Raw genomic sequence first — 26854 nt, 5'->3', positions numbered from 1 at the left:
GGTAGTCCTAGGAGGCGTGCCGCCAGGCCTGGACCTGCAGGAAAGTATCCAGATTATCCCGGCTCATCGGTCGAGCGAAGGCATAGCCCTGGAGAATATCGCAGCCCAGATCGCGCAACAGCGAGGCTTGTTCGAGGGTTTCCACGCCCTCGGCAACCACCTGGATGCCCATGGACTTGCCGATATCGACGATGGAAGCGAGCAACTGCCGCTGGGCAGGGTCAACAGTGATGGGGCGCACCAACTGCCGGTCGATCTTGAGGCGCCGCGGGCGCAGCCGCTGCAGCGAAACAATGGACGCGTAGCCAGTACCGAAGTCATCGATTTCGACGTCGATGCCCAGCTCCTTGAGCTGGTCGATATTCCAAGCGACCACCGGATCCTGCTCGTCGAGATAGATGGACTCCACGAGCTCGAAGGCGAGGCGGCCGGGCTCGATGTCCCGTTGTTTCAGGCCCTGGATCAGGTTCTCGTCATGCAGTCGCCGCAGGGAAACATTGACCGAGGCGCGCGGTACCTGCAGGCCCAGCCCATCCCAATGGCGCAGATCGTTCAGGGTCTGGTCCAGCAGAATTCGGTCGATGCTTGATAGGACGTTGAGGTCCTCGGCGACGGCCAGGAAGGCATCCGGGGTCAGCAATCCCAGCCGTGGATGTTGCCAGCGGGCAAGGGCCTCGACGCTGACCAAGTTGTGGGTGCGGGCGTCGAACTGCGGCTGGTAAAAGGCGATGAACTCGTTCCGCTCCAGCCCGCTCAGAATATCGTCGGCGATCCGCTTGGTGTTGACCACCTCGGCTTGCAATGCTGCGCTGAAGAACTCATGGCGGTTGCGGCCGCGCTTCTTGGCCCGGTACAGCGCGATATCGGCATTGATCAACAACTGCTCGGCCGCAGCGGGCGAGTTGTCGTCCACGGCTATGCCAATGCTGACACCGCAGCGGCATTCATGGGCCTCAAAGCTGATCGGCTGCTGCATCCGCGAGATGATGCGCTCAGCGAGCTCGGTCAGTTCGGCATCGCCAGTTCTGTCGGTAAGCACCACGACGAACTCGTCGCCGCCCACCCGGGCAACAAAGCTTCCCGGCTCGCAACTATCGCGCAGAACGCGGCTGACATGGACCAGCATGGCGTCGCCTGCAGCATGACCCATCGTGTCATTGATCTGCTTGAAGCGATCAAGGTCGAGATGGAGCAGCGCTATGTGGCGCCCCGGGTTCTCGGAGTTGCTGGAGAGCGCCTTGAGGATATCGTCGAGGAAGCGCCGATTAGGCAGACCCGTGAGGCTGTCGTGCAGCGCATTATGCTCGATCCTGACCCGGGCCGCTTCCAGTTCGATATTGCGGGCCGCCGTGAGGCGCTGGGCCCGCTGCAGGTCCTCGTTGAGGGACACATCGGCCGTGACGTCCCAGTTCACGCCCACGATCTTAGGATTGCTGCCGGGATCGGTAAACACGGCGCCCATTCCGCGCAGGTGCCGGACCGCGCCGTCCGCGCGCTGAACGCGGAAATCCGAATGGTAGTGGCCCCGCAGCATGGCTTCGGCAAAGTCGTGCTCTGCCTTGTACCGATCGTCGGGGTGCAAGGCCTTCTGCCAGTCTCGATAGGAGCGCCGCCCGCCATCAGCGGGGAGGCCATAAAGTTCGTTCATCCGGTCATCCCAGAGCAATTCCTGGGTGTGGATGTCCATCTCCCAAACCCCAACCTGGGAGGTGGCCAGGGCGAGGCCCAGCCGTCGCGACAAGCGTGCGAGGTCCTGCTCGCTTTGCTTGAGGCGTTGAAAATGCACATGCCGTTCGTTGAGCATCCGTGCAGTCACGAGAATGGGCAGCAGCACCAGGGCGCCAGCCCCCACCAGAACCAGCCGGAATATCCAGGATGACGAGGCCGCGGGCCAACCGCCCTTTGGTATGGCGGTGAGTTCCCAAGAGCCTGAGGGCAGCTGAACCGTCGCTCGGATTGGGTTCTGGGCAGCCAGATCGCGGCCAAAGAAAAGCTCGCCATCGCTGCCTTGCGCGTCCTTGCCCGCAATGGAGACTTCGATCGGCAGGCCACGATCCAGCAACCCGCTTTCGGCGTAAAGCCGGTCAACATCTACAATGGCCGACAAGATGCCCCAGAAACGCTCCCCTTGCGCCGTCTTGGTGTAGATGGGAAAGCGACCGATGATCCCCTGGCCCCCTTGTACCAGGTCAACGGGCCCCGCGATTACGAGGTTGTGGCTGTCCCGGCTGCGCATGGCAGCATCGCGCTGCACCTCATTAATGCGGTAATCGAGCCCCATGGCCCGCTCGTTACCGGCAAGCGGATAAACCATGCGGACCACGAAGTCAGGTGCGGCCGCCAAGGAGCGCAGTTGGGTGGGCTGCTCGAACAGGATGCCGGCAAGCTCCTGAAAGCGGGTCTGGGTCATATCGGGCTCGCTGGCGATCGCCGCGACCATCCCCCGCACCAGCTGCAGATTGGCGTTGATGTTTCCTTCAAGCCTCGCCCGGATCAAGGATGCCTGGCTCGCTACAGAGCTGCGGATCCGGCCTTGCTCAATCGTGGTGTTCTGCCGATCAAGCCACACCCCCGCCGTGGCAATGACAACCAGCGCGAGAATGGCCGGCAGCAGCATTGGCCGAAGCCAAGTGATCGCTCTGCTCTGCAAATTGTGTTGCGCCCCCACAGCTGTCTTCCGCCCCTCCATGGCGCAAAGCTAGCGTGCCAAGTTTTAAAATTGGCTGCACAAGCAGAACAAGCAAATGGAATGGTAAAGGGCCTGACAACAGGCGCAGGTCAAATCTGTTCCAGTTCAATAAGGGCGCCGTCGAAGTCTTTGGGGTGAAGGAACAGCACTGGGTTGCCGTGGGCGCCAATGCGCGGGTTACCATCACCCAGAACGCGGGCACCCCCGGCGGCCAATTTGGCAGCGGCCGAGGCCAGATCAGCTACTTCAAAACAGACATGATGCAGGCCGCCGGCCGGCGTTCTTGCCATAAAGGCTGCGATGGGCGAAGTCTCATCGAGCGGCTCCATCAGCTCGATCTTGCTGTTGCCGGTGTCAACAAAAACAAGGCGAACCCCATGCTCAGGCAAAGTCTGGGGTGATGAAACGCTGGCGCCCAACAGGGTGCGATAGCGCTCGGACGCTGCAGCCAGATCTGGCACGGCAATGGCAACATGGTTGAGCCGACCGATCATGCCGGGTCAAACTCAACAGCCACGGGAGCGGAGACGGCAAGGCCGGCGGCAAAACGGCGCGCATTGCGGATATAGCTCGCCGCGGACCGCCGCAGGCGCTCGATATCGTCGGGCGTGAGCTGGCGCACCACTTTGCCCGGCGCACCCACGACGAGGGACCCATCCGGAATAGCTTTTCCTTCGGTCACGAGGGCTCCGGCGCCAATCAGGCAATTAGCCCCGATAACGGCGCCATTGAGCACTGTGGCACCCATGCCGATCAGCGTGTTGTTGCCTACTGTGCAGCCATGCAGCATCGCCTTGTGGCCGATGGTGCAGCCCTCGCCGATCGAGAGCGGAAAGCCCATATCGGTATGCAGGACGACATGCTCCTGAATGTTGGAACGCGCCCCGATCGTGATGGGCTCGTTGTCGCCCCGCGCGACGGCGCCAAACCAGATGCCCACATCGGCGGCAACCATAATCCGTCCCACCAGCACAGCATCGGGGGCAATCCAGGCGGCATCATTGTCGATCTGCGGGGCGACACCATCCAGGGTGTAAATGGGCATGGTTACTCCTTATGGCTTGATGCCATAAGCCTCGCGCATCTCGGCGATTTCGGCCAGTGCCAAATGCAGGGCCGACCAGTCATCGGTCGCGGCGATTGGCGCCCAGATCGCCTCCACCTCTTCGATCAACATGGTGCGCGGCCGCTCCCGGGCGAAGTAGGGGTGATCAAGATTGAGGTTCCCGACCGGACTATAAGCCTCCAATGCGTCAGCGACGGGCCTGAAGGCTTCGCTGGCATAGTGGCTGGCCGAAGCGCTGCGCGCGGCTCGCTCCGCACCGACTGCGCCCCCACGCCAATCAAAAAAGAACTGCTCGTAAGGTGTTTGGCTCGCCAGCATGAAGGTGAAGAGTGCGTTCACAAAAGCGGTGTCCGGCTCGGCTCCTAGCGGTTGCAGTCCTAGACGCCGCAGCAATGCCGCCGGCAGGGCGGCCCTGAACTGGGGCCAGACGGTGTTGAGCGCCGGCTCAAGGGCTTCGACGCTCGACAAGGGTACGAGGCACTCGGCCAAACGCGTCAGGTTCCAGGCCAGCGCTTCGGGCTGCCGGCCAAAGCTGTAAAGTCCGGTTTCATCGAAATAGGCCGCCGTGAAGTTCGGATCATAGCGCGGCAGGAACCGCCATGGGCCATAATCAAAGCTTTCGCCCGTGATGTTGATGTTATCGGTGTTGAGCACGCCGTGTACAAAGCCTGCCGCGATCCATTGTGCGCCCATTTCGGCAACGCGTGCGACCACGGCTTCGAGAAATGCGGCTGGCTTATCCGGCGCGCCGGCAAGTTCTGGATAGTAGTGCTCGATGGCGTAATCGAGCAGTCGGGCAATGTTCTCGGTTTCCTCAAGATAGGCGAGGCGCTGGAAGGTGCCGATGCGGATATGGCTATGGCTAAGCCGCACCAAAATCGAGCCTCGGGTAGGGGACGGCTCGTCGCCGCGCTCAAGTTCCTCGCCGGTTTCCACCAGCGACAGACTCTTTGAGGTATTGACCCCCAGAGCTTCCAGCATTTCGGTAGCGAGAATTTCGCGCACGCCGCCTTTGAGCGTGAGCCTGCCATCGGCGCCGCGCGACCATGGCGTGCGTCCGGACCCTTTGGTCGCCAAATCCAACAAGCGGCCATCCTCAAGGTCAACAGCCTGGGCGAACAGGAACCCGCGCCCGTCGCCCAAGTCGGGATTGTAGGAGCGGAACTGGTGGCCGTGATAGCGAAGCGCCAGCGGAGTCTCGAGTGAGCCCGTCAACGGCTCGAAGCGGCCGAAGTGAGCAATCCATTGCTCGTCCGACAGGTTCTCGAGCCCCAGGCGGGCGGCCCAGCGTTGATCGCGATGGCGCAGGATGGTTTTGGGAAAGGCCGCCGGCGCTACGCGATCGAAGAATGCGTCACCTAGGCTTTGATGGTTCTTGGCGGGTTGAAACTGGCTCATGAATCAACAACGCTCACGCTTGGCCTTGGCTCCCCTGCATTGATGCGGTTGCATGGCAGAAGGGCGTCCCGGGTGCCTAGCGCCCGGAATCAAATCGCCCTATATGCGAACAGATGACACGCGAACCGCATCATCTGCACCTGGCTCCTTTCCAAGCCGCCATTTTCGACATGGACGGCACGATCCTTGACACCGAAAGCGTGTTCAAGACTATCGTCTTTGAAGTGTGCACCGAGCTTGGCTTTGAGATGACCGATGCCGTGCACATGAACATGGTCGGGGCGAGCCATGAGCACACGAGCCAGATGTTGATGGAAGCATATGGCGTTGCTTTCCCCTACACGATCTTTGACGACCGTTGCCGGGTGATCATGCGGGACCGCATGCATACGGAGATTCCGGTCAAGCCCGGTGCCCGCGAGTTGATCACCGATTTGCGCGAGCGCAATATCCCGACGGCGATCGCCACATCCTCGCGTCGTGCGCATGCCTGGACCCATCTGGGCAATGCTGGCCTGTTGGATCTATTCGACACCATTGTCACCCGCGACGATGTGGTGAATCCCAAGCCCGCTCCTGAGCCATATCTTTTGGCCGCCAAGCGGCTCGGGATCGAGCCGCAACATTGTTTGGCGCTCGAAGACAGCCATACCGGGGTGCGGGCTGCGCATGCGGCCGGGATGCAGACCGTGATGGTTCCGGATCTGGTTCATCCCAGCGACGAAATTCGCGAACTCGGAATCGCGATTCACGAAAGCTTGCACCACGTTCGAAGGGCTGCTTTTCCAGCTACTTAAGAGCGAATCTCTGCGCCACGGAGGGAGGCCAGTGTCTCGCCGCAACACTGCGCAGGCAATCGCATCAGTTCGACGTAAAGCCCCTAAAGCTTTATCGGTTGCGTTAAACCGGCGCTAGGCAGCCCGCAATTCATTCAAATATCACGCTTTTCAAGCGCCGCTGCGTGCGTTAACCCTGTCGTAAGTTCCTAAGCGCTATGGTTAATACAGCGTAAATTTCGGTTTGCAGTTCATCAAGCCTCGGCTAGGGTGCCGCCGGCGTGACGAGCGTCCCTTCGGGGGCATACCGACGAAGGCCCGGCGGATATGGCTGCCGGAGCCCAAGGGCAAGGACGGGACATTGACGAAAAGCTGGCAAGCAACAACGAGACGTGCGTTCTCTCACCTACTCGCGCTCTGCGCAGTGGCCCTGGTGCTCTTCGTTACTCTCGTGCCGACCCATGCTGAATCAGTGGACCCTGCCAACGTCTCTCCGCTCGAAATTCCTCCTTCGGTTCAAAAGGTCCGGCAACAGTCCGCGCTTGGGCCGACCTCGGCGCCTTGGGCGTCCGACCAGCGCAAGCTCAGCCCAGCCCTGCTGGCCAATTACGTAGAACGTCAAAAGGCCTTGCGTTCGTTTGACGTCAGCGCAGTCCAGCAGCCCGGAGAGCTGAACTCTCAAGTATTAATGGGTTACATCGCTCGTGGTTCCTTTGGCGGCAGCAATGGTGCGCTGTCCGCGATTGACAGCTTGGCTCCGGCGGGACCGAAGCAGGCTTCCGGGCTCAACTCCGAAATCCTGGCCAAATATATCGATGAAGGCTTCCTGCCGACGGGGAAGCGCATCGAGCAGGCCAATACCGAGCGTGAATGCCTAGCCCAAGCCATCTACCATGAGGCGCGGGGCGAAAGCGAAGCCGGGCAAATGGCTGTCGCAAATGTGATCGTGAACCGGGCCCGCTCGGGCAAGTTTCCTTCCACCCTTTGCGGCGTTATCTACCAAAACGCCGACAAGGGCCGTTATCGCTGCCAGTTCACTTTCGCCTGCGATGGCCGCGCCGATACGCCCGGTGAGCGGCGTGCCTGGGCTCGCTCGGCCGCCCTGGCCGAAACAGTTTATGCGGAATATGCCAAGGGCGAAAAGCTCGGCTCGCTGCCGCGTTCGGCGCTGTTCTACCACACCACCGCTGTGAGCCCGTCCTGGTCGCACACTTTCAGCCAGGTCGCCCAAATCGGGTCGCACATTTTCTATTCGCCCAACTGAGAGCTATCCCAAGCCGAACAAAAAGGGCGCCCCTCGAGGCGCCCTTCTTTTTATCCGCTCTGGCTTATTCGGCCGCCTGTGCGACGACCGGTCCTGCCGAGGCGCTGGCCAAAGCGCCGAACTTCTCGAAGTTGGCGCTGAACAATCCTGCAAGATGGGTGGCCTGACGATCATAGGCTTGCGCGTCCGCCCAGGTCAGGCGCGGGGTCAGCAGCTTGCTCTCTACGCCCGGCACCTCAAGCGGCACAGCGAAACCGAACAACTCATCGATCCGCGTTGGGGTGCCGTCGAGTTCGCCCTGGAGCGCCGCGTTCAGCAGGCGCCGGGTAGAGGCAATGTCGATCCGTTGGCCAACGCCATAGCCGCCGCCGGTCCAGCCCGTGTTGATCAACCAGGTTGAAGCGCCGCTGTCCCGGAGTTTGTCGGCCAGCATGGCTCCATAGACGGTTGGATGAAGTGCAATGAAGGGGGCGCCAAAGCAGGCCGAGAACGTTGCCTGTGGCTCGGTGATGCCGCGCTCGGTACCAGCGACCTTGGCGGTATAGCCGGAGAGAAAGTGATAAACCGCCTGCTCGGGGCTCAAGCGAGCAATTGGGGGCAGCACTCCAAAGGCGTCTGCGGTCAGAAAGACTACGGTGCGCGGAGTGCGTCCGATGCTTCCCTCCGCCACTCGCGGCAGAACGGTGAGCGGGTAGGCCGCCCGCGTGTTTTCGGTGAGGGAGACGTCGTTGAAATCCGGCAGCTTGCTGGCAGGGTCAAGCAGGACATTTTCGAGAACGGTGCCGAAGCGACGACTGGCGGCAAAGATTTCCGGCTCCGCTTCCGGGCTCAACCGGATCGTCTTGGCGTAGCAACCACCCTCTAGATTGAAGATACCTTCCTCACTCCAGCCATGCTCGTCATCCCCGATCAGGGGGCGATTGGCATCGTTGCTGAGTGTCGTCTTGCCCGTGCCGGAAAGGCCAAAGAACAGCGCCGTTTCGCCATCTGGTCCCTGATTGGCCGAGCAATGCATCGGCAGTACGCCGCGGTCGGGCGCATGGAAATTGAACAGCGAGAAGACGCTTTTCTTGATTTCCCCGGCATACAGCGTTCCGGCGATGACTACGATGTTGCGGCTGAGATCCAGCGCGATCACTGTTTCGCTGTGGCTGCCATGCCGCGCCGGGTCTGCCTGGAACCGTGGGGCATGCACGATAGTGACCGGCGTTGGCACCGGAGCTACGGGCACCGTTTCGCCCGTGCGTATCAGCAGATTGCGGATAAAGAGCGCGTGCCAGGCACTGGGTGTGAGCACAGTGACGCCATACTGGTAAGTCGGGTCGGCTCCGGCCAGCAGGTCCTGCTGGTAGAGGTCCTTACCCGCCAGGGACGCAACGGCGTCTGCGAGCAGCGCTTCGAAGTGCGTCGGGGTCATGGCGGCGCAGTTTTCCCACCAGACGCGCTCTTGGGTGAGTGCGTCGCGAACAATGAACTTGTCCTTGGGGGAGCGGCCGGTGAACTTGCCGGTGCGCACACAAAGAGCGCCATCGGCAGACAGCACTGCTTCCCCCTGCCTTAGGGCGGATGCAACTAGCTCGGGCACGTCTTCGTTCAGCGACAACGACGCCGCTTGCTCCGCAATTTGGTTGCGGATGGGTCCATGGTCAATAAGAGGCATCGGGGGTCTCCCTGGGGGCGTCGCGTGCAGCGGGCCTGCGTGCTTCAAGGGGAGTCTAGGTGAGCCTAGAGGTGGGGAGCCATCCCCAAATCGGTCTTAAGACTGAAGTTGAATGGGCCTGCAGCTGCCTGCTGAGGTGGCGCCTGCCTTGACCGTGCCTTATATAACACTACTCATCCCCTGCAACGGCCGCGCCACGCGGACAATGTAAGAACAATAGAAAGGCAGCTTATGCCCAAGATCGCCCTTGTGGATGACGACCGCAACATTCTCACTTCTGTGTCCCTGACCCTGGAAGCGGAGGGCTATCAGGTTGCAACCTACACAGACGGCGCCTCGGGGCTGGAGGGTCTAACCACCGACAAGCCCGATCTGGCGATCCTCGACATCAAGATGCCGCGTATGGACGGGATGGAGTTGCTGCGCCGACTGCGCCAGAAGTCGGATGTGCCGGTTATTTTTCTGACCTCCAAGGATGAGGAGATCGACGAGTTGTTCGGGCTCAAGATGGGCGCCGACGATTTCATCACCAAGCCGTTCTCGCAGCGGTTGCTGGTTGAGCGCGTCAAAGCAATCCTGCGCCGCTCGGCCCCTCGCGATCCATCAGCGCCTGCCGGCGCTCCTGGGGAAGCGGCGCCGAGCAAGCAACTCATCGAGCGCGGCTCGCTGGTCATGGATGAGGAGCGCCATACCTGCACCTGGAAGGGCCAGCGGGTCACCCTTACGGTAACGGAGTTCCTGATCCTGCAGGCGCTCGCTCTGCGGCCAGGGGTAGTCAAGTCCCGCAACGCGCTGATGGATGCCGCCTATGACGACCAGGTTTATGTGGACGACCGCACCATCGACAGCCACATCAAGCGCCTGCGCAAGAAGTTCAAGATGGTCGACGACGACTTCGAGATGATCGAGACGCTTTACGGCGTCGGCTATCGCTTCAAGGAACAATAGTACCAAGTGGCCATCATTGACCCCGAGCTAGGGGAGAAGGCAGATACTGGGCCGCGTTCGTCCGCGACCGTGGGGCGCACAGACAAGGTGCGCCGACCCCGCCGGAACTGGCGGCGCTTGCTCCTGACGCCACTCGCCAAACTCGCCCGAGGCTTTGGCCACCTCCTTGATCTAACTATCTTCTCAAGCCTGACGCGACGCATCATCGCGCTGAATCTGGCAGGGCTGCTGGTTTTGGTGGTTGGCATTCTTTACCTGAACCAGTGGCGCGCCGGCCTGATCGACGCCCGGGTGCAATCACTGCGTGTTCAGGGTGAAATCATCTCCGCTGCCATTGCCGCCTCTGCCACTGTGGATAGCGACGTTATTTCCGTGAATCCCGACCGACTGCTTGAGCTGCAGAGCGGTGGGGTATCGCCCCTTTCTTATTTCGATCCGACGCTGGAATTTCCAATCAGCCCCGAACGGGTCGCGCCCTTGTTGCGCAACTTGATTACGCCAACGGGCACCCGGGCCCGGATCTACGATCAGGGCGGCCTATTGATCCTGGACAGCGACAATATCTACGCTCGCGGCGAAGTGATCCGACCGCCCGGAGAGGACAGTCCATCTTTTTTCCTTTGGGACTGGTGGAACGCAATTCTCTCCTGGGCGCCAGGCGACAGCTTTCCCCAATATCAGGAATACGGGATCGATGAGGGCCGCCGGTACCCGGAGGTTGCCTCCGCACTGCAAGGCGCGCCCGCCGATTTCGTGCGGGTGGACGATCAGAACCGCCTGGTTGTGTCTGTCGCCGTGCCTGTGCAGCGCCTGCGGGCCATCGTTGGCGTGCTTCTCCTGTCCACGGCGCCAGGGGACATCGACTCCATCGTTTCCCAGGAACGCTGGAGTATTTTGCGCATCGCCATGATTGCGGCGGTGGTGCAGATCGGCTTGTCGTTGCTGTTGGCCGGCACCATTGCGGGGCCCATGCGGCGCCTGTCGGCCGCGGCCGAACGCGTGCAGACTGCTGGTGACGCGCGGGCAGAGATCCCCGACTTTACCGATCGCCCCGACGAGATTGGCCATCTGTCGGGCGCGCTGCGCCGCATGACGGATGCGCTTTACAACCGGATCGAAGCCATCGAGCGTTTCGCTGCCGATGTGGCCCATGAGTTGAAGAACCCCCTGACCTCGTTGCGCTCTGCGGTCGAGACCCTGCCGCTGGCCAAGCGGGCCGAGGATCGGGAGCGCCTCAACGCAATCATCCAGCACGATGTGCGCCGACTGGACCGCTTGATCTCCGATATCTCCAATGCCAGCCGCCTTGATGCAGAACTGGCCCGCGAAAGCGCCCAACTGGTGGATGTGGACAAGCTCGCCCAAACCATGGTGAGCATCCAGAAGGACATTGCCGCTGCCCGGAACGTGTCTGTCGTTCTCGGTAAGCGCACCGGTCGTGGCTCGGCGGTGGTCAATGGCCATGAAAGTCGTTTGGCCCAGGTCTTTGCCAATTTGATCGACAACGCGGTTTCGTTCTCGCCTGCGGGCGGAACAGTTACTGTTGCCCTCGCCACAAGTCCCGACGACGTTACGGTGACTGTCACCGACGAGGGCAGCGGCATCACCGGCGATGTCGCGCGAATCTTCCAGCGGTTCTACACCGATCGTCCGGACAGTGACGGCTTTGGCAACCATTCGGGGCTTGGGCTTTCGATTTCCAAGCAGATTATCGACGCGCACAAAGGGACGATCCGGGCTGAAAATCGGAAAGACCGGACCGGGGCCGTGTTCACCATTGTCCTGCCCCGAGCCCGCAGATAGATGCCGGATGAATGACGCTCCGGTTCATGTGCACGCCACGGCCGTGCTGCTGGGGCAGGTCGGTGTCCTGATCCGCGGAGCCTCGGGGTCGGGCAAGTCGCTGCTGGCCTTGGCCCTATTGGATTATTGCCAGAGCCTGGGAGTGGGCGCGGCGCTGGTCGCCGATGATCAGGTTCGATTGAGCAGGATAGGCGAAAGCTTAAGCATGGCGGCGCCAGAGTTGCTCGCCGGCCTCATCGAGCTTCGCTTCCGGGGGATCGTCAGCCGCGCCTATCAAAGCCCCATCGACTTGCACCTCATTGTCGATCTTGTCCCCGACCCGGTGCGGATGCCGGAGGCCGACGCATTCTGCACCGATCTGCTTGGAGTGCCCGTCGCGAGGGCGCCTGTCCCGCAGGGCTCGTTGCTTGATCTGGGGCATCAGGTTCTGTTGGTGATGGAGGCCGTCAACACCCTCGGTCAGCCTAGTGGGCAAAATACCACTTGAATCCTGTCGCCCTTGGGACAAAGGTGAGGCCTGCCTTGGTCAGCCTACGGTATACGGCTTCGCAACTCTGTCGGAGTAGACTGGTGGCAGGGGCATCAAGGACGAAAACGGCTGCCGGCGTCTGCTGGCGCATTTCGGCGGCCTGGGGATGACTGCATGATCGGTATGGTTCTGGTAACGCATGGCGCGCTTGCCAATGAGTTCAAGTCGGCCCTGGAGCATGTTGTCGGGCCGCAGGAGTTCTGCCAGACGATCGCGATCGGTCCTGAGGATAACATGGAGACGCGGCGCAACGATATTCTCGCCGCCGTGGACAAGGCCGATAACGGCTCGGGCGTCATCATCTTCACCGACATGTTCGGGGGCACGCCATCAAACCTAGCCATTTCCGTAATGCAGGTGCGGCCGGTGGAGGTGATCGCTGGCGTTAATCTGCCGATGCTGGTCAAAATCGCTCGGGTGCGGGCGGATATGCCACTCAACCAGGCCGTCAATCTCGCCCAGGAAGCCGGGCGTAAATATATCAATGTAGCGACCAGCATTCTGGGTGCGAGCTAACCTGATGGATTCTGCAGCAACGGGTGGGCGCGCTGTAGCTCAGCAACTCACCATCGTGAACCGCAAGGGCCTGCATGCGCGAGCCTCGGCGCGCTTCGTGCGGACCGCGGAGTGTTTCGACGCGGCCATCAGCGTCGTCAAGGACGGCGTTACGGTCGCAGGGAATTCGATCATGGGCCTCATGATGCTGGGCGCAGGACCGGGTTCGACCATTCTGGTTCAGGCTAGCGGCAAGCAGGCCCGCGAAGCGTTGGAAGCCATTGTGGAACTGGTCAACAACGGCTTTGACGAGGATAGTGACGGCGCTCCCTGATGCGGGAGAACCTGAGGAGGAACCGGCATGCGGCACTTGATAGCCGGAGTGGGCGGGCTCGCTTTGGCCGCCCTTATGAGTCAGTTTCCTGAATACGCGCAGCAGTACACGCAGCGGCTGGGCGGCGCCGTGGACGAGTTGCGCATCATCGTCGAAGATTTTGATCGCGCCGCTTCAACGGCTGGGCTGGACCGTCAAGCGGCAATTGCCCGCTATACGGCATCCAATGATGAGTTTCTCGCCGGCCGCGGCATCAGCATGGTCGCCACTTTCACGCGCTATGAGCAACTGCAGGCCACCCTGAACCGTGTTGCGGGTGCCGGACCAATCGAGCGGCTGCAGCTGTTGCCTGCCTATGTGGACACCGATATCGGTCGCCGGACCATCGAGCATTACAAGCCAGCAGTGCCGCTGACGCTTGAGGGGTTGCTTTATGCTGGTGCCGGCTTCCTGCTGGGCTTTGCGCTAATGTCGGCCGTTTATCGGCTGCTGGCTCTGCCCTGGCGCTGGCACCGACATCGACTCGCAGCCCGCGGGATATAAGCAGATCTTTATATCCCCGATTGCTCGCGGCTTTGGCCTGCCGTATAGGGAGGGCAATCATCCACGCGGAGCGCGCCATGCCCACCCAGAACACCGACTACTCGGTCAAAGATATTTCTCTCGCCGACTACGGTCGCAAGGAAATCCAGATCGCTGAGATCGAGATGCCCGGCCTCATGGCCATTCGCGATGAATATGCTGGGGCCCAGCCCCTGCGCGGCGCGCGCATTGCTGGCTCACTGCACATGACCATCCAGACGGCTGTGTTGATCGAGACGCTGGTGGCGCTCGGCGCGGAGGTGCGTTGGGTCAGCTGCAATATCTTCTCGACCCAGGACCATGCCGCCGCCGCCATTGCTGCCGCCGGTATCCCGGTCTTTGCCCATAAGGGCGAAACGCTGGAAGATTATTGGGCATTCACCGACCGCATGATGGACTGGGGCAATGGGCTCACCCCCAACATGATCCTCGATGATGGCGGCGACGCTACCATGTATGTCCTCAACGGCGCCAAGGCCGAGAAGGACGCCTCCATTCTCGACAAGCCGGGGAATGAGGAAGAGGAAATCTTCTTTGCCACCATCAAGCGGCGGCTTGCACAAAGCCCCGGCTTCTTCTCGACCATCCGCGACAATATCCGCGGCGTATCGGAGGAGACCACGACGGGCGTGATGCGGCTGTATCAGCTCCATGCCAAGGGCGAGCTGCCGTTCCCGGCCATCAACGTCAATGACTCCGTCACCAAGTCGAAATTCGACAACAAATACGGCACCCGTGAATCGCTGGTCGACGCCATCCGGCGCGGCACCGACGTCATGCTGGCGGGCAAGGTCGCCATCGTCTGCGGATATGGCGACGTCGGCAAGGGCTCGGCTGAGTCCCTGCGCGGTGCCGGTGCGCGCGTGCTGGTGACTGAAGTCGACCCGATCTGTGCGCTGCAGGCGGCCATGGAAGGCTTTGAGGTGGTTACGCTTGAGGAGGCCGCCCCGCGCGCCGACATTGTTGTGACCGCCACGGGCAATCGCGATGTGCTGATGGTCGATGACATGCGCAAGCTCAAGGATATGGCCATTGTCTGCAATATCGGCCATTTCGACAATGAGATCGACGTGGCCGGCCTGCGCAACTTCAAGTGGACCAATGTCAAGCCGCAGGTCGACCTCATCGAGCAGCCTAGCGGCAAGCGCCTGATCCTGCTTTCCGAGGGTCGGCTGGTCAATCTGGGCAATGCGACGGGTCACCCGAGCTTTGTGATGAGCGCATCCTTTGCCAACCAGACCTTGGCCCAGATCGAACTGTGGACCAATGGCACCACTATGGAAAAAAAGGTGCATGTGCTGCCCAAGCACCTCGACGAGAAAGTTGCCGAACTGCACCTGGCGAAGCTGGGTGCCAAGCTGACCAGGCTCTCGCCGGCACAGGCTGAATACATTGGGGTTTCCCCCTCTGGCCCATTCAAATCCGGTGAGTATCGCTACTAGGACGTGGGTAATCCGCGGTTCGTAATGCGCTGGCAGGAGGCGTTGAGTACTGCCTCCTGCCAGCAGGTAAGTTCCTGCTTCGTTCATGGTCAAGTGGGACAAAGCGGTCTTTGCCCGGAATGCACAACCATTAAGAGTCTTTTAGCCAGAATCGCGCCTCGCTATGGTTAGGCGAATCGGCTGCCCGGGACAGGCAGCCGCTCGGGGCCAGCCAGGATCGTCATCGATCCGGTGTGTATCGGGCCTCTTTCGAGTGCAAGCGTAGCGGTCCGTTCGGGCCGACCCAAACGCAACAAGACACGAGGGCTATGCATGGCGCCGGATCGATTCCGGAAGCACTGGGGATTTGTCACGCTGACAGCGGCCCCCATGACCCTTCTGACTGCCGCACCCGCCCTTTCCCAGACGCCGGATGCTGGTTCGCTTGCCGCCGCCGCGCCGCTGGCAATCGCTATCGGCGCTGGCGCCTTTGCCGTAACGGCCATGGCAATCGTTCGAACTATGCTGCGCGATAGCAAGGTCGAACGGCATAAGGCCTCCGGGCAAATCGCTGGCCTGCGGGCGCTGGTGGACGAATATGAGGCCCTGCTTTCGGGCACTCGCGAACTCACGGTGCTGTGGACGCAAAATAGCGGCGGCGCGGCCAAGTTCCTGGGGCAGGTAGCGGCGGTGCTGCCAGCAGGACGGCAGCCCGAAAGCGTCCTCAAGTTCCAAAGCTGGCTGCAGCCGGGCGATGCCGACCGTCTTGCTGAACTGCTCGAGCAGTTGCGCCTTGGCGGGCACTCCTTCACCACCAGTGTCAATGCGCTCGATGGACGGCTGATCCGCGCGCATGGCTGGGTGCTGGGCGGCGGCGCGGCGATGCGTTTGCGGCCCGCCTTTCTGCAAGCCCATCCCCAGCATCGCCTCGAGGATGCAGCCGCGCAGGGTGATCTTTCCAGTGCCCGCGCCATTCTGGGGCTGTTGAGCAAGCCCGCTTTCCTGCGCGACGCTAACAAGCGGCTGGTGTTCGCCAATAATGCCTATCTCGAACTCGCGCGAGCCCTCGGCAAGACCGGCACCGATGCCGAGCCCCCTGAATTGCTCGAAGGCACCCAGCGCCAGCGCCATCTCGATGCCTGCACCCCTGATGGCAAGCCCGCTGTTTTGCGGCTCGACCTGGGTGCACGTGGCAAGTATGAACTGACTGAGTTTGCTATTGCCGGGGGCAATGCGGGCTATCTGCGCCCGCTCGAAACGGCTGCCAAGCCCCCGGAGCCTGCAGTCTCTTATATGGGCAGCATCATCAATGCCTTGGCGACGCCCATTGCGGTGTTCAATGCCAAGCGCGAACTCGTGCAGTTCAACCAGGCCTATGCCGATCTGTGGAACCTCGATCCCAAGTTCCTGGTGCTGGGGATCGACGAGCCGGCAATCCTTGACAAGCTGCGCACCGAAGGCATGCTGCCCAACGAGGTCGACTACAAGACCTGGCGGGCCCAGCACCTGACTTCCTACCAGCTCAAGGTGCCGCGCGAGAACGAACCATGGCACCTGCCGGACGGGCGCAGCATCAAGGTTATTTCCGCGCCGGCCGGGCCCAATGGCGGTGTCATCTATGTCTTTGAAGACCTGACCGAGCGCCTCCAGCTTGAATCCTCCAACAAGGCCTATTCCAATGTGCAGCGCGAAACCATCAACGCGCTTTCCGAGGCGGTTGCGGTGTTCGGCACCAATGGCCGGCTGACCCTTTCCAATCCCCAGCTGTCGGCCCTTTGGAAGCTGCCGATGAACGAGTTGGGGCAAAACCCCCACATCGACCAGATCGCCGAAGCCAGTGGGCAGGCCATTCCCATGGATGGCGCCAGTATATGGCGGGATTTGAAGCGGGGTATTATTGACCTCAACCCGACGCGCGGCGACCAGACCGGTCGCATCAAGCGCTCGGATGGCCGGCTGCTGGACTACGCCATTACCCGGTTGTCGGACGGTCAAACCATGATGACCTTTCTCGATGTCACCGAAAGCGCCAGCTATTCGCAGGTGCTCAAGGAACGCAACGATGCGCTGGTGGCGGCTGACCTGCTCAAGGATGCGTTCGTCGAGAATGTTTCCTATGAACTGCGCTCGCCGCTGACCAATATCATCGGCTTTGCCGACCTCTTGGCCGGCACTGATGGCGGCAACATGAACGAGCGGCAGCGCGCTTATATCGACTATATCCGCGCCTCGAGCGTCACCCTGGGCGTGCTGATCGACAATATTCTCGACTTGGCGTCCGTGGATGCCGGCATTGCCGAACTCAAACCCGAGCGGCTTGATGTCGCCGCCATTGTGGACAAGGCCCGGGCTGGCCTGTCGGCGACCTTCCCCGAAGTTTCGGGGGAAAAGCCGATCAATCTCGTAATCGATATCGCCGATGACCTGCCGCCCTTTGTGGCCGATGGCACGCGCATCGTGCAGGTGATCTATAACCTCTTGAGCAATGCGGCCCGCTTCTCGCCGCCGGGCGGGGAAATCCGGCTTCGGGTGATGAGCCGAGGCGAGCGCATGTTGTTCGTGATCGAGGACGAGGGGCCGGGCCTGACCGACGAGATGAAGGCCGCAATCCTGACGCGGATCGATGGGCAAAGCACCGGCCGGCAACGTGGGGCGGGGCTAGGGCTCGCCATCGTCAAGACCTTCGTGAACCTGCATGGCGGCACGATCTCGGCGGAAAGCCGCGAGCCGCGGGGCAGCCGCATCACCGTCAACCTGCCACGTGACAGCGCCATGGCGGGTATCGCAAGCTAACATGGACCGCTTCCTCCCCGACGATGCCGCCACCGCCGCCTTTGGTGCCGAACTGGCCCAAAGGCTCAAGCCCGGCGATATAGTCAGTATAGAGGGAGGACTGGGGGCGGGGAAAACTGCGCTGGCGCGGGCGATTACCCGGGCGCTGGCGGGCGATCCCGGACTGGAGGTGCCGTCGCCCACCTTTGCACTGGTGCAGCCCTATGACACCGCGAGCGGCCCCGTACTGCATGCCGATCTTTATCGGCTGGGCGATGCCGCGGAAGCCGACGAACTCGGCCTGCTCGATACCACCGACGGCGTGGTGCTGGTGGAATGGGCCGAACGGGCGCCCCATGTCCTGGCGCTGGCGAACTGGCGCATCATGCTGCAGATCCCGCTCGGCGGGGCCGGCCGCCAGGTCGAAGTGCAGCACTTCCGACCGAGGGCCTGAAGGACGGGAGCGGCGAGCCGCAGGCTCAAACCGCTCCTCTTGGCCGGCTTACGCCTGCCCGCCGTCTTCTTCTTCCTCAAAAAGCACCGCTACGGCTGCGTTGGCCGACAGGCGCACCTTGTCGCCCTCGATTTCAGCCACGAGCGAGCCTTCAACATAATGGTGGTGGCCGGCATGGCTGCCTTCGCCCGAATCGGCCTTGGTCAACTTGATGCGCCCGTCTTCGACCTTGTCCACCGTGCCGACATGCACGCCATCGGCCCCAATCACTTCCATATGCTCGTGAATGCCGCTGAGATCAGACATGTGGTTTCTCCTGTTGCTGAGCCTGTCCAACGCTTGGGGACGGGGAAGGGATGCATTGCCCTGACGGGGAGCGAGGCACGGTGGAAAGCATCGGCAATGTTATTTGTTCTCCATTCGTTCTGGGGCTATGGGGAGAATGGAGACCCGAGTCGCATGCCCCAGACCAATCCGCCGGCCCATCCTTATCCCGGCACCCGCTATCAGCTGCGCCACGCCGCGGCCAACAACCAGATCATCATTTGCCGCTGCAGCCTGTGCCGGCGGCTGGTGCGCTACCTTGCGACTGACCTGGTGGAATTATTTGGCCCCGACCGGGACGCCCTGCAGCCCCCGTTCAACTGCTCGGTTTGCGGCAAAAGCGACTATGTCACGGTGAGGCTGACCTCGGCGCTGCCGGGCGACTATGGTCATCTCAGCATCCGCCGGCCGGGCGAAGTGCGCACCATCCAGACCTGGCGCACCGTCAAACTGGGGGATGACTAGCGCCTGTGGCCTCAAGCCGGCTCACCGTGCCCGGATCTTCCCGGCCACCGAAAAAGGCGGTGAGCGCTTCGCGAAATAGCGGATCCTGCGGGGCGGCGCGGGCGAAAAGGGTCATGGAGGAATGAAACTTCATGTTGTCGGGCGAGCCAAAGATGTGATCGAGGCTGCGCGGGGCGGCGCTGTCGGGGGCGTGCAGCAGCACGGCGCGGGTGCATTCGCGCAGACGCGTTCCCAGCACCGGATCGGCGAGGTAAAGCCGCGCTTCCTCCAGATCCTTGATGGCAAAGCGCTGCGCCATCTCGCTGCGTCCAAGGCCCGCGATCTGGGGGAAGATAAACCACATCCAATGCGTGCGTTTCTGCCCTGCCCGCAGCTCGGTCAGCACCTGCGGATACACCAGGTTCTGGGCCTCGAGGAAATGGGTGAACATCGTGGAGCATCCTTGGCTTGAGGTGACAAAATCCAACGCAGGCGGAGCGGCGAGGTTTCCCTTTCGTGACCGATAAGGGGGAACCTGTGGCGGGGCCGGGGGATTGGTTTGCTGACGGCAACAAGGAGCAGTCCCATGAGCCAGCATCCCAAAACCCAGACCCCGAGCGATCTCGACCTCAAGCGCAATCCCGGCATCGGGCAAACCACGCGCGGGATCGACCAGACCGACACCGTGTTCGAGGACACCGAAGCCGACAACACGGTCGAGGGCGACGTGATGAACGATGTCGAGCCCGATGGCAGCGTCAGCACCGAGCATACCGGGCGCACCAACAAATAATTTGGTTTTTTGGTCCGTGAAGGATTTTAAGTGCCGGGTCCTTGGGGACCCGGCTTTTTTGTGCGTGCGAAGGCGCCGCCGGGCGGGCCCGTCGGTGTTGGCGTGGGTAGAGCGGGCCCCGAGGCGATGATCGCCTCTGGAGGGGTGGAAAAGGAGGCGACAACCGCCTCGGGGCAGCCGGGATTTACCGATTCAGCTGGCGTCGCGCAGCCCCCAAGTCGGCAGGGGCTGAACTGTCCGACGCCGCTCGAACCCACGGGGAGCACGACCTTCCCCGTCCCGGCGGTCCCCACTGCCATCCGGTCGCTGCAGCGCCGCTCCATGCGTGGGAATGGGTGGAGTATGGGGCAGGGCGCAGGGGCCGGGGATTAGTTTTTGCTATTTTGCATTTTGAAGACGCACTTGCCCCGTTCTGCGGGCAGGCACTGACCTTCCCCCTCCCCCTTAAGGGGAGGGCCGGGGTGGGGGGTTCCGGCGCTTCAACACACACTGTGCCAAAGGGCGAATACCCAAGCACCCAACCCGCATCACGCCAGGGGCAAGGTCCGAACCCCCACCCTCGATCCCTCCCCTCAAGGGGGAGGGAGGCGCACGTCCCCCGCGCGGTGAAGGTGGCGCTGGTGCAGCAGCCGCACTGCTCGACACCGGCTGCCCGCGGCATTATTCTTGCGGCCAACGTCCGGAGTCGATGCCATGACCACTCCAGCCGCTACCCCTCGCCAGCCCAGCCGCCGCGCCCGCGAGGCGCAGCAGGCCATGCGCCGTATCGCCGTTGTAGCCGCGCTCGGCATCGGGTTGGGGCTCCTGATGCAGGGGCTGATCATCCTCCTGCGCCTGGTGGGCGCCGGGGCCGCGCCGGGGCTGCTGACCCTGGCCGAGCTGGCGCAAACCGTGACCTGGTCGGTGCTGGTCTGCACCGGGGTGGCGCTGGGCACGGCGCTGGGCAAGGCGCGCGGGGCACTGGCGGGCTTCATCGGAGCGGTGTTTGCGCCCCTCGCGCTGGCGGCGGCCAAATCGGTGCAAAAGGTGATGCTGAGCGTGCTCGATGCGGTCGAGCAGCCGGGGCTGATTTCCCTCACCACGATCGGCGTCGTGCGCGCGCTCGAATACGGCATTCTCGCCTGGGTCCTGGCCTGGCTCGCCCAGCGCCAGGAGCGGCGGCTTTGGCCTTATGCCTTGGCAGGCGGGTGCGTCGCGGTGCTGTTCGGCGGCGCGCTCCTGTTCCTGACCTTCATGCTCCAGGGCCTCGACGGCAGCGGCCGCAACTGGCTCGCCCTGGGCACCATGGCCGTCACCGAACTGGGCTCGCCGCTCGGCTGCGCTGTAGTGATCTACCTGGCGCAACTGGTGGCGACCAATGCGCGGCTATGGGCGCGAGGGTCGGGTCAGGGGGGTTGATGGTGCCAACCCCCGATTGTCATCCCGACCTGGAGCCGGGATCCATTTTGAGGTGGTGGGGTGCTTCCGGGTGCCGGCGGCGGGTGGAGAGATCTTGAGATGGGCGGCCCCGGCTCAAGGCCGGGGTGACATCGGGAGTGGGTGAGGGGTGCAGAGGCTGCTGGTGTGTCAGTGCGCCTCGTCCCAGTTATCCGCCGCATGCGCGTCGACCTGGATCGGCACTGACAAGCGCACGGCGGGTTCGGCGGCGCCTTCCATGACGGCCTTGATCGCCGGCATGGCGGCGGCTTCGGTACCTTCGGGGACTTCGAAGATCAGTTCGTCATGTACCTGGAGGAGCATGTCGGCTTCGATGCCGGCTTCCGCCAGGGCCGGTTCCATGCGGATCATGGCGCGGCGGATGATGTCGGCGGCGGAACCCTGGATGGGGGCGTTGATGGAGGCGCGTTCCACAAAGGCGCGTTCGCTCGGATTGTGCGAATTGGCGTTGGGGAACTGGATTTTCCGGCCAAAGAGCGTGGTGACAAAGCCATCCACTTTCACGCGGCGGCGCTGCTCGTCCATATAGTCCTTGATGCCCGGAAAACGCTCGAAATAGGTCTTGATGTAATCGCCCGCTTCACCGCGACCGATGCCGAGCTGGTTGGCCAGGCCAAAGGCCGAAATGCCATAGATGATGCCGAAATTGATCGCCTTGGCGCGGCGCCGGACATCGGCGGGCATGCCTTCCACCGGCACGCCGAACATTTCCGAGGCGGTCATGGCGTGAATGTCGAGCCCTTCCTCGAACGCATCCTTGAGCGCCTGGATATCGGCGATGTGGGCGAGGACGCGCAGCTCGATCTGGCTGTAGTCGGCGGAAATCAGCTTCTTGCCGGGCGCGGCGACGAAAGCCGAGCGGATCTTGCGGCCATCCTCGGTGCGCACCGGGATGTTCTGCAAATTGGGATCATTGGAGGAGAGGCGCCCGGTGAGGACGGAGGCCTGATTATAGGAGGTGTGGAGGCGCCCCGTGCGCGGGTTGATATAGGTCTGGAGCGCGTCGGTATAGGTGCCACGCAGCTTGGTCAGCTGGCGCCATTCGACGATGGTGCGCGCCAGCGGCACGCCCTTTAGCGCGAGATCTTCGAGCACATCGGCGCCGGTGGACCAGGCACCGGTCTTGGTCTTGGAGCCGCCGGGCAGGTTCATCTTGCCAAAGAGGATATCGCCCAGCTGCTTGGGGGAGCCGAGATTAAAATTTTCGCCGGCCAGTTCATGAGCTTCGGCCTCAAAGGCGGCGGCGCGCTGGGCGAACTCGCCGGAAAGTCGCGACAGCATGCCTCGATCAACGGCAATGCCGCGCGATTCCATGCGCGAGAGCACCGGGGCGAGCGGGCGCTCGAGGGTTTCGTAGAGCGTGGTGGCGTTTTCCGCGACGAGGCGGGGCTTGAGGATATGCCAGAGGCGCAGGGTGACATCGGCATCCTCGCCGGCATAGCGGGCAGCGGGGGCGATCTCGAGCTGGTCGAAGGTTTTCTGGTTGCGACCAGTGCCGGCCAGCTCGCCAAAGGAAATGCATTTGTGCCCGAGCCACGCATCGGCCAGCACATCCATGCCATTGTAGCGGGCGCCATCGAGGGCATAGGAGATGAGCATGGTGTCGTCGACCGGCCCAAGCGTGATGCCATGGCGGGCGAACATCGTGATCTCGTATTTGATGTTCTGGCCGATCTTGAGCACGGAAGGGTGCTCGAGCATGGGTTTCAGTGCTTCCAGCACTTCGCGGGCCGGGAGCTGGCCTTCGAGGAGGCCCCCCTGGTCAAGGAGGTCGCCGGCCTTGCGGTGGCCGAAGGGGATGTAGCAGCCATTGCCCGGCGCAGTGGACAGGCAAATGCCCACAAGATCGGCGGCTTGCGGATCAAGCCCCGTCGTTTCGGTGTCGATCGAGACATAGCCGGTCTGGGCGATGCGGTTGATCCACTCGGCCAGCTGCTCATGGGTGGAGACGATCTCATAGGCGTCGTAATCGACCGGGATCGCCTTGATGGCGTCGTGGACAGCGCGGGCATGCAGGGCCGGGCCGGTGCCAGGGACCTGCGGGGCCTTGAGCTTGGCGCGGGCGACGCTGAGGTCGGTCGACTTTACGCCCTGCGGGCCGCCGGCGCGCAGCTCCGGATCGGGCTCATAGGCATCCGGGTCGGCATCGAGGAGGCCGCCAAGGCGCTTGGTGATGGTGTAAAATTCCATCGCCTTGAGGAAGGGGAAAAGGGTCGCCGGATCGATGGGCGTGCGCTCGAGCGCCTCGATGGGCAGCTCGACGGGAACGTCCTGGGAGAGGGTCACGAGCTGGCGCGAGATGCGGGCAAGCTCGGCATTGTCGGCGAGCTTTTGCCGGCGGGCGGGCTGCTTGATCTCGTCGAGGCGCGACAGTAGGGTTTCCACATCGCCAAAGGTATTGATGAGCTCGGCCGCGGTTTTCACGCCAATGCCCGGCACGCCGGGGACATTGTCGACGCTGTCGCCGCATAGCGCCTGCACCTCGATCACCTTGTCGGGGCCGACCCCGAACTTGGCAAAGACTTCCTCGGCGCCGATCCAGCGCAGCGGCGGCTGGCCGGGGCGGGGGATGGTGTCGAGCATGCGGATGGAGCCATCGGGCTCGACCAACTGCATCAAATCCTTGTCGGAGGACACGATGGTGACCTTGCCGCCGGCCGCGCGCATCTTGCAGGCATAGGTGGCGATGATGTCATCGGCTTCCCAGCCTTCCTGCTCAATGCAGGCAATGCCAAAGGCGCGGGTGGCGGCGCGGGTGAGGGGGAACTGGGGCACCAGCTCTTCGGGCGCAGAGGGGCGGTGCGCCTTGTATTCGCTGTAGAGATCGTCGCGGAAGGTCTTGGCGGAATGATCAAAGATCACCGCCATATGGGTGGGCTCGTCCTCGCCCTTGAGATCCTCGGTGAGCTTGAACAGCATGTTGCAAAACCCCTGCACGCAGCCGACGGGCAGGCCATCGGATTTGCGGTTGAGCTGGGGCAGGGCGTGGAAGGCGCGAAAAATATAGGCCGAGCCGTCGACGAGCAGCAGATGCATGAAAAGCGATTCCGAACGAAGTGAGCCTCAACCTTAAAGCAGATAGGGCGGGGGACCAAGCGCTCCAAGTTGCCGCACAATGTTGCAACCAAATGGGGCGCAGTGCGTTCGAGGCCAATCAGGGGGAAGTATGCATTCGGTAACCTCGTGCGTTCCGCAGAACTAGTGCTGGCGACGTCAAGCTGTCGGCGCACCCAGGTTTGGGTGCAGAAATTTGTCACTGGCGCGGCTGCGCAAGGCAGGTCGGCGTGATCAACTCCGAACGCGCCCTGGTGTTGGTGCCGCGCGGTCCTGACCGCTTGCTGGCGGTCGACCTGCTCGATGAGGCCGGCTGGGCGGCAACGCCGGTGGATACGCTCGACCAACTGGTTGCCGGCTTGCATGAAGGTGCGGGCGTCGCCCTTGTGGCCGATGAAATGCTGCGCGACGAGGATCTGGACCCGCTGCTGGTCTGGGTCGCCAACCAACCCTCCTGGTCCGATTTCCCCTTTGTGGTGCTGACCCAACTGACGGCCTTGCCGGCCGACAGCCCGTTTCACAATAGCCTCCAGGCTTCGCTCGCCAACGTCATTTTCCTGGATCGCCCGTTTCATCCCCGCGCGCTGGTCAATGTGGTCAGCAATGCGCTGCGCGGCCGGCGCCGCCAATATCTGGCAAGACGCTATCTCGACGATGTCCGGCAAAGCGAGCAGCGGCTGCAAACCGCGCTGCTGGCGGGTCGCATGGGCTCCTGGGAGCTCGATATCGAGGACCTGGTGCTGACGGGCTCGGATCAGTTCAAGGCCAATTACGGCCGGCGGCCCGAGCAGACCTTTCTTTTCGCCGATCTGGTGGAAGCGGTGTCGCTGCCTGACCAGCGCCGGGTGCAGCGCGCGCTCGAGGACACGATCCGCACCGGCGCTGACCTCGTGATCGAATATCGCGTGGCCTGGCCGGATGGCTCCGAGCATTGGGTGGAAGCCCAGGCGCGGGTGCTCAATGACCGCTGGGGCAAGCCGCAAACCGTGGTCGGGGTGTCCACCGAGATCACCGAGCGCAAGTCGGCCGAAACCGAGCGCGAAAAGCTGCTCTTTGCCCTGGCCTCGGAACGCGAGCGCACCCAGGAGGCCCTGCGCGGCGAACGGGCGCTGTCCGAATTGCTGATGACCGGGGTTCCGGCGGGGATCGTCGCTTACGACACGGCGCTGCAGGTGACCATCTGGAACCCGGTGATGGAGCGCTTGTTTGGCCGCGAAGCGGCTGCTGTGCTGGGCCGGCCACTGGTGGACGCCATTGGCGGGGCCGATGATGACAGCATCGAAGCCCGGCTGCGCGAGGCCCTGGCCGGAATTGCCGGGCCGGTGGAAGAAGTGGAACTCGCCACCGCCCAGGCCGGCACGGTGGTGCTGGAAAGCCAGCACGCGCCGCTGCGTGGGGGCGATGGCAGCGTGGTGGGCGGGGCGGCGTTTTTCCGCGACATCACCGACCGCCGCCGGGCCGAGGAGCAATTGCGCCAAGCCCAGAAAATGGAAACCATCGGACAGCTCACCGGCGGCGTCGCCCACGACTTCAACAATCTGCTTGCAGCCGTGCAGGGCAATCTCGAACTCCTGCGCAAGCGCCTGCCGCCCGACCCGCAGCTGCAGCGCTTCGTTGATGGCGCCATGCAGGGCGCCCAGCGCGGCGCTTCGCTGACCTCGCGCCTCCTGGCCTTTGCCCGCCGGCAAGACCTGCGGCCCGAGCCCACCGATCTTTCAGCGCTGCTCGAGAATATGCGCGGGCTGATCGAGCGCTCGGTTGGACCGCTGATCACGCTCGACATGGACATCACGCCCAATCTGCCGCCCGCAAAGGTCGACGCCAACCAGCTCGAACTGGCGATTTTGAACCTGACCGTCAATGCGCGCGACGCCATGCCCGAGGGGGGCACCCTTACCATCACCCTGACCGAACGCGATGGCGCTTCGGGCACAATGGGGCTGCGCGGCTCGTTTTTGCGCCTTTGCGTGCACGATACCGGCACCGGAATGGACGCGCAGACGCTCAAGAGCGCAATTGAGCCATTTTTCTCGACTAAACAACTCGGCAAAGGTACTGGACTGGGCTTGTCGATGGTGCACGGTTTGGCCGTTCAGCTTGGCGGCGCCCTGCACCTTGCCAGCCAGCCCAATCAAGGCACCACGGCCGCGCTGTGGCTGCCTGTTTCTTCTGCACCCGTCACGGAGGTTCTCCCCTTGGAGCCTGCTAGCTTCGAAACCCCCGCATCCACCATTCTCGTGGTTGATGACGACGCGCTCATCAACATGAACACTGTCGATATGATCGAGGATCTCGGCCATACCGCGCTTGAGGCTTATTCGGGCAAGCAGGCGCTGGAGATCATCGCCAGCGGCCGCCAGATCGACGCCCTCATCACCGACTTTGCCATGCCCGGCATGACCGGGGTTGAGCTGGCCACCAAGGCGCGCGAACTGCGCCCGGACCTGCCTATCCTGTTGGCCACTGGCTATGCGGACCTGCCCAATGGCACCCCGGTGGACCTGCCGCGCCTCGCCAAGCCCTATCAGCAGTCGGACCTCGCTTCACACCTGGCGCGCCTGCTCGCCTAGCGGGCAGAGCTTGCCAAATCGGCTGGGCTGATCATTATAGC

At 62.7% G+C, this 26854-nt stretch carries 23 protein-coding genes; 15 read left to right on the top strand and 8 right to left on the bottom strand.

The window, feature by feature from the left end; all coding sequences use genetic code 11:
- Positions 1-7 precede the first annotated feature (7 nt).
- The 4 genes from AC3YOG_RS02595 to AC3YOG_RS02580 all read right to left on the bottom strand — a co-directional run bounded on the left by AC3YOG_RS02595 (position 8) and on the right by AC3YOG_RS02580 (position 5153).
- Entirely contained in the window at positions 8-2617 is a 2610-nt protein-coding gene (locus AC3YOG_RS02595) for a bifunctional diguanylate cyclase/phosphodiesterase (RefSeq protein WP_489933954.1), read from the bottom strand.
- A gap of 161 nt (positions 2618-2778) precedes the next feature.
- The gene (gene mce / locus AC3YOG_RS02590) at positions 2779-3183 is read right to left on the bottom strand and encodes a methylmalonyl-CoA epimerase (RefSeq protein WP_489933953.1); all 405 of its coding nucleotides are present in this window, start codon (positions 3181-3183) and stop codon (positions 2779-2781) included.
- Positions 3180-3734, bottom strand: coding sequence for a gamma carbonic anhydrase family protein (locus tag AC3YOG_RS02585; RefSeq protein WP_489933952.1), 555 nt, complete (start codon positions 3732-3734; stop codon positions 3180-3182). The genes mce and AC3YOG_RS02585 overlap by 4 nt, the downstream gene beginning before the upstream one ends.
- 9 nt (positions 3735-3743) lie before the next feature.
- Complete coding sequence (locus AC3YOG_RS02580; protein ID WP_489933951.1) at positions 3744-5153, bottom strand: protein adenylyltransferase SelO; 1410 nt, start codon at positions 5151-5153, stop codon at positions 3744-3746.
- 113 nt (positions 5154-5266) lie between these two features.
- Between AC3YOG_RS02580 and AC3YOG_RS02575 the strand changes: the two genes are divergently transcribed.
- On the top strand, positions 5267-5950 hold the full coding sequence (locus tag AC3YOG_RS02575) for an HAD family hydrolase (protein ID WP_489933950.1): 684 nt from the start codon (positions 5267-5269) through the stop codon (positions 5948-5950).
- 667 nt (positions 5951-6617) lie between these two features.
- Entirely contained in the window at positions 6618-7193 is a 576-nt protein-coding gene (locus AC3YOG_RS02570) for a cell wall hydrolase (protein ID WP_489933949.1), read from the top strand.
- A 64-nt stretch (positions 7194-7257) separates the two neighbouring features.
- Here the strand turns inward: AC3YOG_RS02570 and pckA are convergent, their stop codons facing one another.
- Positions 7258-8853, bottom strand: coding sequence for a phosphoenolpyruvate carboxykinase (ATP) (pckA, locus tag AC3YOG_RS02565; RefSeq protein ID WP_489933948.1), 1596 nt, complete (start codon positions 8851-8853; stop codon positions 7258-7260).
- A gap of 231 nt (positions 8854-9084) precedes the next feature.
- On the opposite strand from pckA, the gene AC3YOG_RS02560 reads away from it, so the two are divergent.
- The 9 genes from AC3YOG_RS02560 (at position 9085) to tsaE (ending at position 18191) form a co-directional block, all read left to right on the top strand.
- Positions 9085-9801: a response regulator transcription factor gene (locus AC3YOG_RS02560; RefSeq protein WP_127751771.1), complete on the top strand. Its 717-nt coding sequence runs from the start codon at positions 9085-9087 to the stop codon at positions 9799-9801.
- 117 nt (positions 9802-9918) lie between these two features.
- Complete coding sequence (locus AC3YOG_RS02555) at positions 9919-11604, top strand: sensor histidine kinase (protein ID WP_210258491.1); 1686 nt, start codon at positions 9919-9921, stop codon at positions 11602-11604.
- 7 nt (positions 11605-11611) lie between these two features.
- Positions 11612-12091 (top strand): HPr kinase/phosphorylase, encoded by a 480-nt coding sequence (locus AC3YOG_RS02550; RefSeq protein ID WP_489933947.1) that lies wholly within the window; start codon positions 11612-11614, stop codon positions 12089-12091.
- Between the two features lie 156 nt (positions 12092-12247).
- A complete protein-coding gene (locus AC3YOG_RS02545) occupies positions 12248-12649 on the top strand; it encodes a PTS sugar transporter subunit IIA (RefSeq protein ID WP_127751773.1) in 402 nt (133 codons plus the stop codon).
- A 4-nt stretch (positions 12650-12653) separates the two neighbouring features.
- The gene (locus AC3YOG_RS02540) at positions 12654-12962 is read left to right on the top strand and encodes an HPr family phosphocarrier protein (protein ID WP_127751774.1); all 309 of its coding nucleotides are present in this window, start codon (positions 12654-12656) and stop codon (positions 12960-12962) included.
- A gap of 27 nt (positions 12963-12989) precedes the next feature.
- Positions 12990-13505: a DUF2937 family protein gene (locus AC3YOG_RS02535; RefSeq protein WP_489933946.1), complete on the top strand. Its 516-nt coding sequence runs from the start codon at positions 12990-12992 to the stop codon at positions 13503-13505.
- 77 nt (positions 13506-13582) lie between these two features.
- The gene (ahcY, locus tag AC3YOG_RS02530) at positions 13583-14986 is read left to right on the top strand and encodes an adenosylhomocysteinase (RefSeq protein ID WP_489933945.1); all 1404 of its coding nucleotides are present in this window, start codon (positions 13583-13585) and stop codon (positions 14984-14986) included.
- Positions 14987-15355: 369 nt separating this feature from the next.
- Positions 15356-17758, top strand: coding sequence for a sensor histidine kinase (locus AC3YOG_RS02525; protein ID WP_489933944.1), 2403 nt, complete (start codon positions 15356-15358; stop codon positions 17756-17758).
- A 1-nt stretch (position 17759) separates the two neighbouring features.
- Positions 17760-18191, top strand: a complete 432-nt coding sequence (gene tsaE / locus AC3YOG_RS02520; RefSeq protein ID WP_489933943.1) for a tRNA (adenosine(37)-N6)-threonylcarbamoyltransferase complex ATPase subunit type 1 TsaE — start codon at positions 17760-17762, stop codon at positions 18189-18191.
- A gap of 48 nt (positions 18192-18239) precedes the next feature.
- Here tsaE and AC3YOG_RS02515 read toward each other — a convergent pair whose 3' ends face one another.
- Positions 18240-18497: a DUF2171 domain-containing protein gene (locus AC3YOG_RS02515; RefSeq protein WP_489933942.1), complete on the bottom strand. Its 258-nt coding sequence runs from the start codon at positions 18495-18497 to the stop codon at positions 18240-18242.
- Positions 18498-18650: 153 nt separating this feature from the next.
- Between AC3YOG_RS02515 and AC3YOG_RS02510 the strand changes: the two genes are divergently transcribed.
- On the top strand, positions 18651-18980 hold the full coding sequence (locus AC3YOG_RS02510) for a hypothetical protein (protein ID WP_127751780.1): 330 nt from the start codon (positions 18651-18653) through the stop codon (positions 18978-18980).
- Here the strand turns inward: AC3YOG_RS02510 and AC3YOG_RS02505 are convergent.
- The gene (locus AC3YOG_RS02505) at positions 18961-19410 is read right to left on the bottom strand and encodes a DUF1810 domain-containing protein (RefSeq protein WP_489933941.1); all 450 of its coding nucleotides are present in this window, start codon (positions 19408-19410) and stop codon (positions 18961-18963) included. The two genes, AC3YOG_RS02510 and AC3YOG_RS02505, sit on opposite strands and share 20 nt — an antisense overlap.
- 135 nt (positions 19411-19545) lie before the next feature.
- On the opposite strand from AC3YOG_RS02505, the gene AC3YOG_RS02500 reads away from it, so the two are divergent.
- Complete coding sequence (locus AC3YOG_RS02500; RefSeq protein ID WP_127751782.1) at positions 19546-19752, top strand: hypothetical protein; 207 nt, start codon at positions 19546-19548, stop codon at positions 19750-19752.
- A 693-nt stretch (positions 19753-20445) separates the two neighbouring features.
- On the top strand, positions 20446-21150 hold the full coding sequence (locus tag AC3YOG_RS02495) for a hypothetical protein (RefSeq protein ID WP_489933940.1): 705 nt from the start codon (positions 20446-20448) through the stop codon (positions 21148-21150).
- A gap of 168 nt (positions 21151-21318) precedes the next feature.
- Here AC3YOG_RS02495 and polA read toward each other — a convergent pair whose 3' ends face one another.
- Complete coding sequence (polA, locus tag AC3YOG_RS02490) at positions 21319-24225, bottom strand: DNA polymerase I (protein WP_489933939.1); 2907 nt, start codon at positions 24223-24225, stop codon at positions 21319-21321.
- A gap of 248 nt (positions 24226-24473) precedes the next feature.
- Here polA and AC3YOG_RS02485 point away from each other — a divergent pair, with 248 nt between their 5' ends.
- Complete coding sequence (locus AC3YOG_RS02485; protein WP_489933938.1) at positions 24474-26813, top strand: hybrid sensor histidine kinase/response regulator; 2340 nt, start codon at positions 24474-24476, stop codon at positions 26811-26813.
- Positions 26814-26854: the final 41 nt, after the last annotated feature.

This window comes from Devosia sp. Z6_126 (genome assembly GCF_058133495.1).
The sequence above is the reverse complement of the archived record's forward strand: the minus strand, read 5'-3'. Positions and strand labels throughout refer to the sequence as shown.

Coding starts and splice junctions, on each gene's coding strand:
- mce (WP_489933953.1), bottom strand. CDS start 3,183: ATGATCGGTCGGCTCAACCATGTTGCCATTGCCGTGCCAGATCTGGCT.
- AC3YOG_RS02500 (WP_127751782.1), top strand. CDS start 19,546: ATGAGCCAGCATCCCAAAACCCAGACCCCGAGCGATCTCGACCTCAAG.
- ahcY (WP_489933945.1), top strand. CDS start 13,583: ATGCCCACCCAGAACACCGACTACTCGGTCAAAGATATTTCTCTCGCC.
- tsaE (WP_489933943.1), top strand. CDS start 17,760: ATGGACCGCTTCCTCCCCGACGATGCCGCCACCGCCGCCTTTGGTGCC.
- AC3YOG_RS02580 (WP_489933951.1), bottom strand. CDS start 5,153: ATGAGCCAGTTTCAACCCGCCAAGAACCATCAAAGCCTAGGTGACGCA.
- AC3YOG_RS02585 (WP_489933952.1), bottom strand. CDS start 3,734: ATGCCCATTTACACCCTGGATGGTGTCGCCCCGCAGATCGACAATGAT.
- AC3YOG_RS02505 (WP_489933941.1), bottom strand. CDS start 19,410: ATGTTCACCCATTTCCTCGAGGCCCAGAACCTGGTGTATCCGCAGGTG.
- AC3YOG_RS02495 (WP_489933940.1), top strand. CDS start 20,446: ATGACCACTCCAGCCGCTACCCCTCGCCAGCCCAGCCGCCGCGCCCGC.
- AC3YOG_RS02550 (WP_489933947.1), top strand. CDS start 11,612: ATGAATGACGCTCCGGTTCATGTGCACGCCACGGCCGTGCTGCTGGGG.
- AC3YOG_RS02540 (WP_127751774.1), top strand. CDS start 12,654: ATGGATTCTGCAGCAACGGGTGGGCGCGCTGTAGCTCAGCAACTCACC.
- AC3YOG_RS02570 (WP_489933949.1), top strand. CDS start 6,618: ATGGGTTACATCGCTCGTGGTTCCTTTGGCGGCAGCAATGGTGCGCTG.
- AC3YOG_RS02525 (WP_489933944.1), top strand. CDS start 15,356: ATGACCCTTCTGACTGCCGCACCCGCCCTTTCCCAGACGCCGGATGCT.
- pckA (WP_489933948.1), bottom strand. CDS start 8,853: ATGCCTCTTATTGACCATGGACCCATCCGCAACCAAATTGCGGAGCAA.
- AC3YOG_RS02510 (WP_127751780.1), top strand. CDS start 18,651: ATGCCCCAGACCAATCCGCCGGCCCATCCTTATCCCGGCACCCGCTAT.
- AC3YOG_RS02560 (WP_127751771.1), top strand. CDS start 9,085: ATGCCCAAGATCGCCCTTGTGGATGACGACCGCAACATTCTCACTTCT.
- AC3YOG_RS02535 (WP_489933946.1), top strand. CDS start 12,990: ATGCGGCACTTGATAGCCGGAGTGGGCGGGCTCGCTTTGGCCGCCCTT.
- polA (WP_489933939.1), bottom strand. CDS start 24,225: ATGCATCTGCTGCTCGTCGACGGCTCGGCCTATATTTTTCGCGCCTTC.
- AC3YOG_RS02515 (WP_489933942.1), bottom strand. CDS start 18,497: ATGTCTGATCTCAGCGGCATTCACGAGCATATGGAAGTGATTGGGGCC.
- AC3YOG_RS02595 (WP_489933954.1), bottom strand. CDS start 2,617: ATGCTGCTGCCGGCCATTCTCGCGCTGGTTGTCATTGCCACGGCGGGG.
- AC3YOG_RS02575 (WP_489933950.1), top strand. CDS start 5,267: ATGACACGCGAACCGCATCATCTGCACCTGGCTCCTTTCCAAGCCGCC.
- AC3YOG_RS02545 (WP_127751773.1), top strand. CDS start 12,248: ATGATCGGTATGGTTCTGGTAACGCATGGCGCGCTTGCCAATGAGTTC.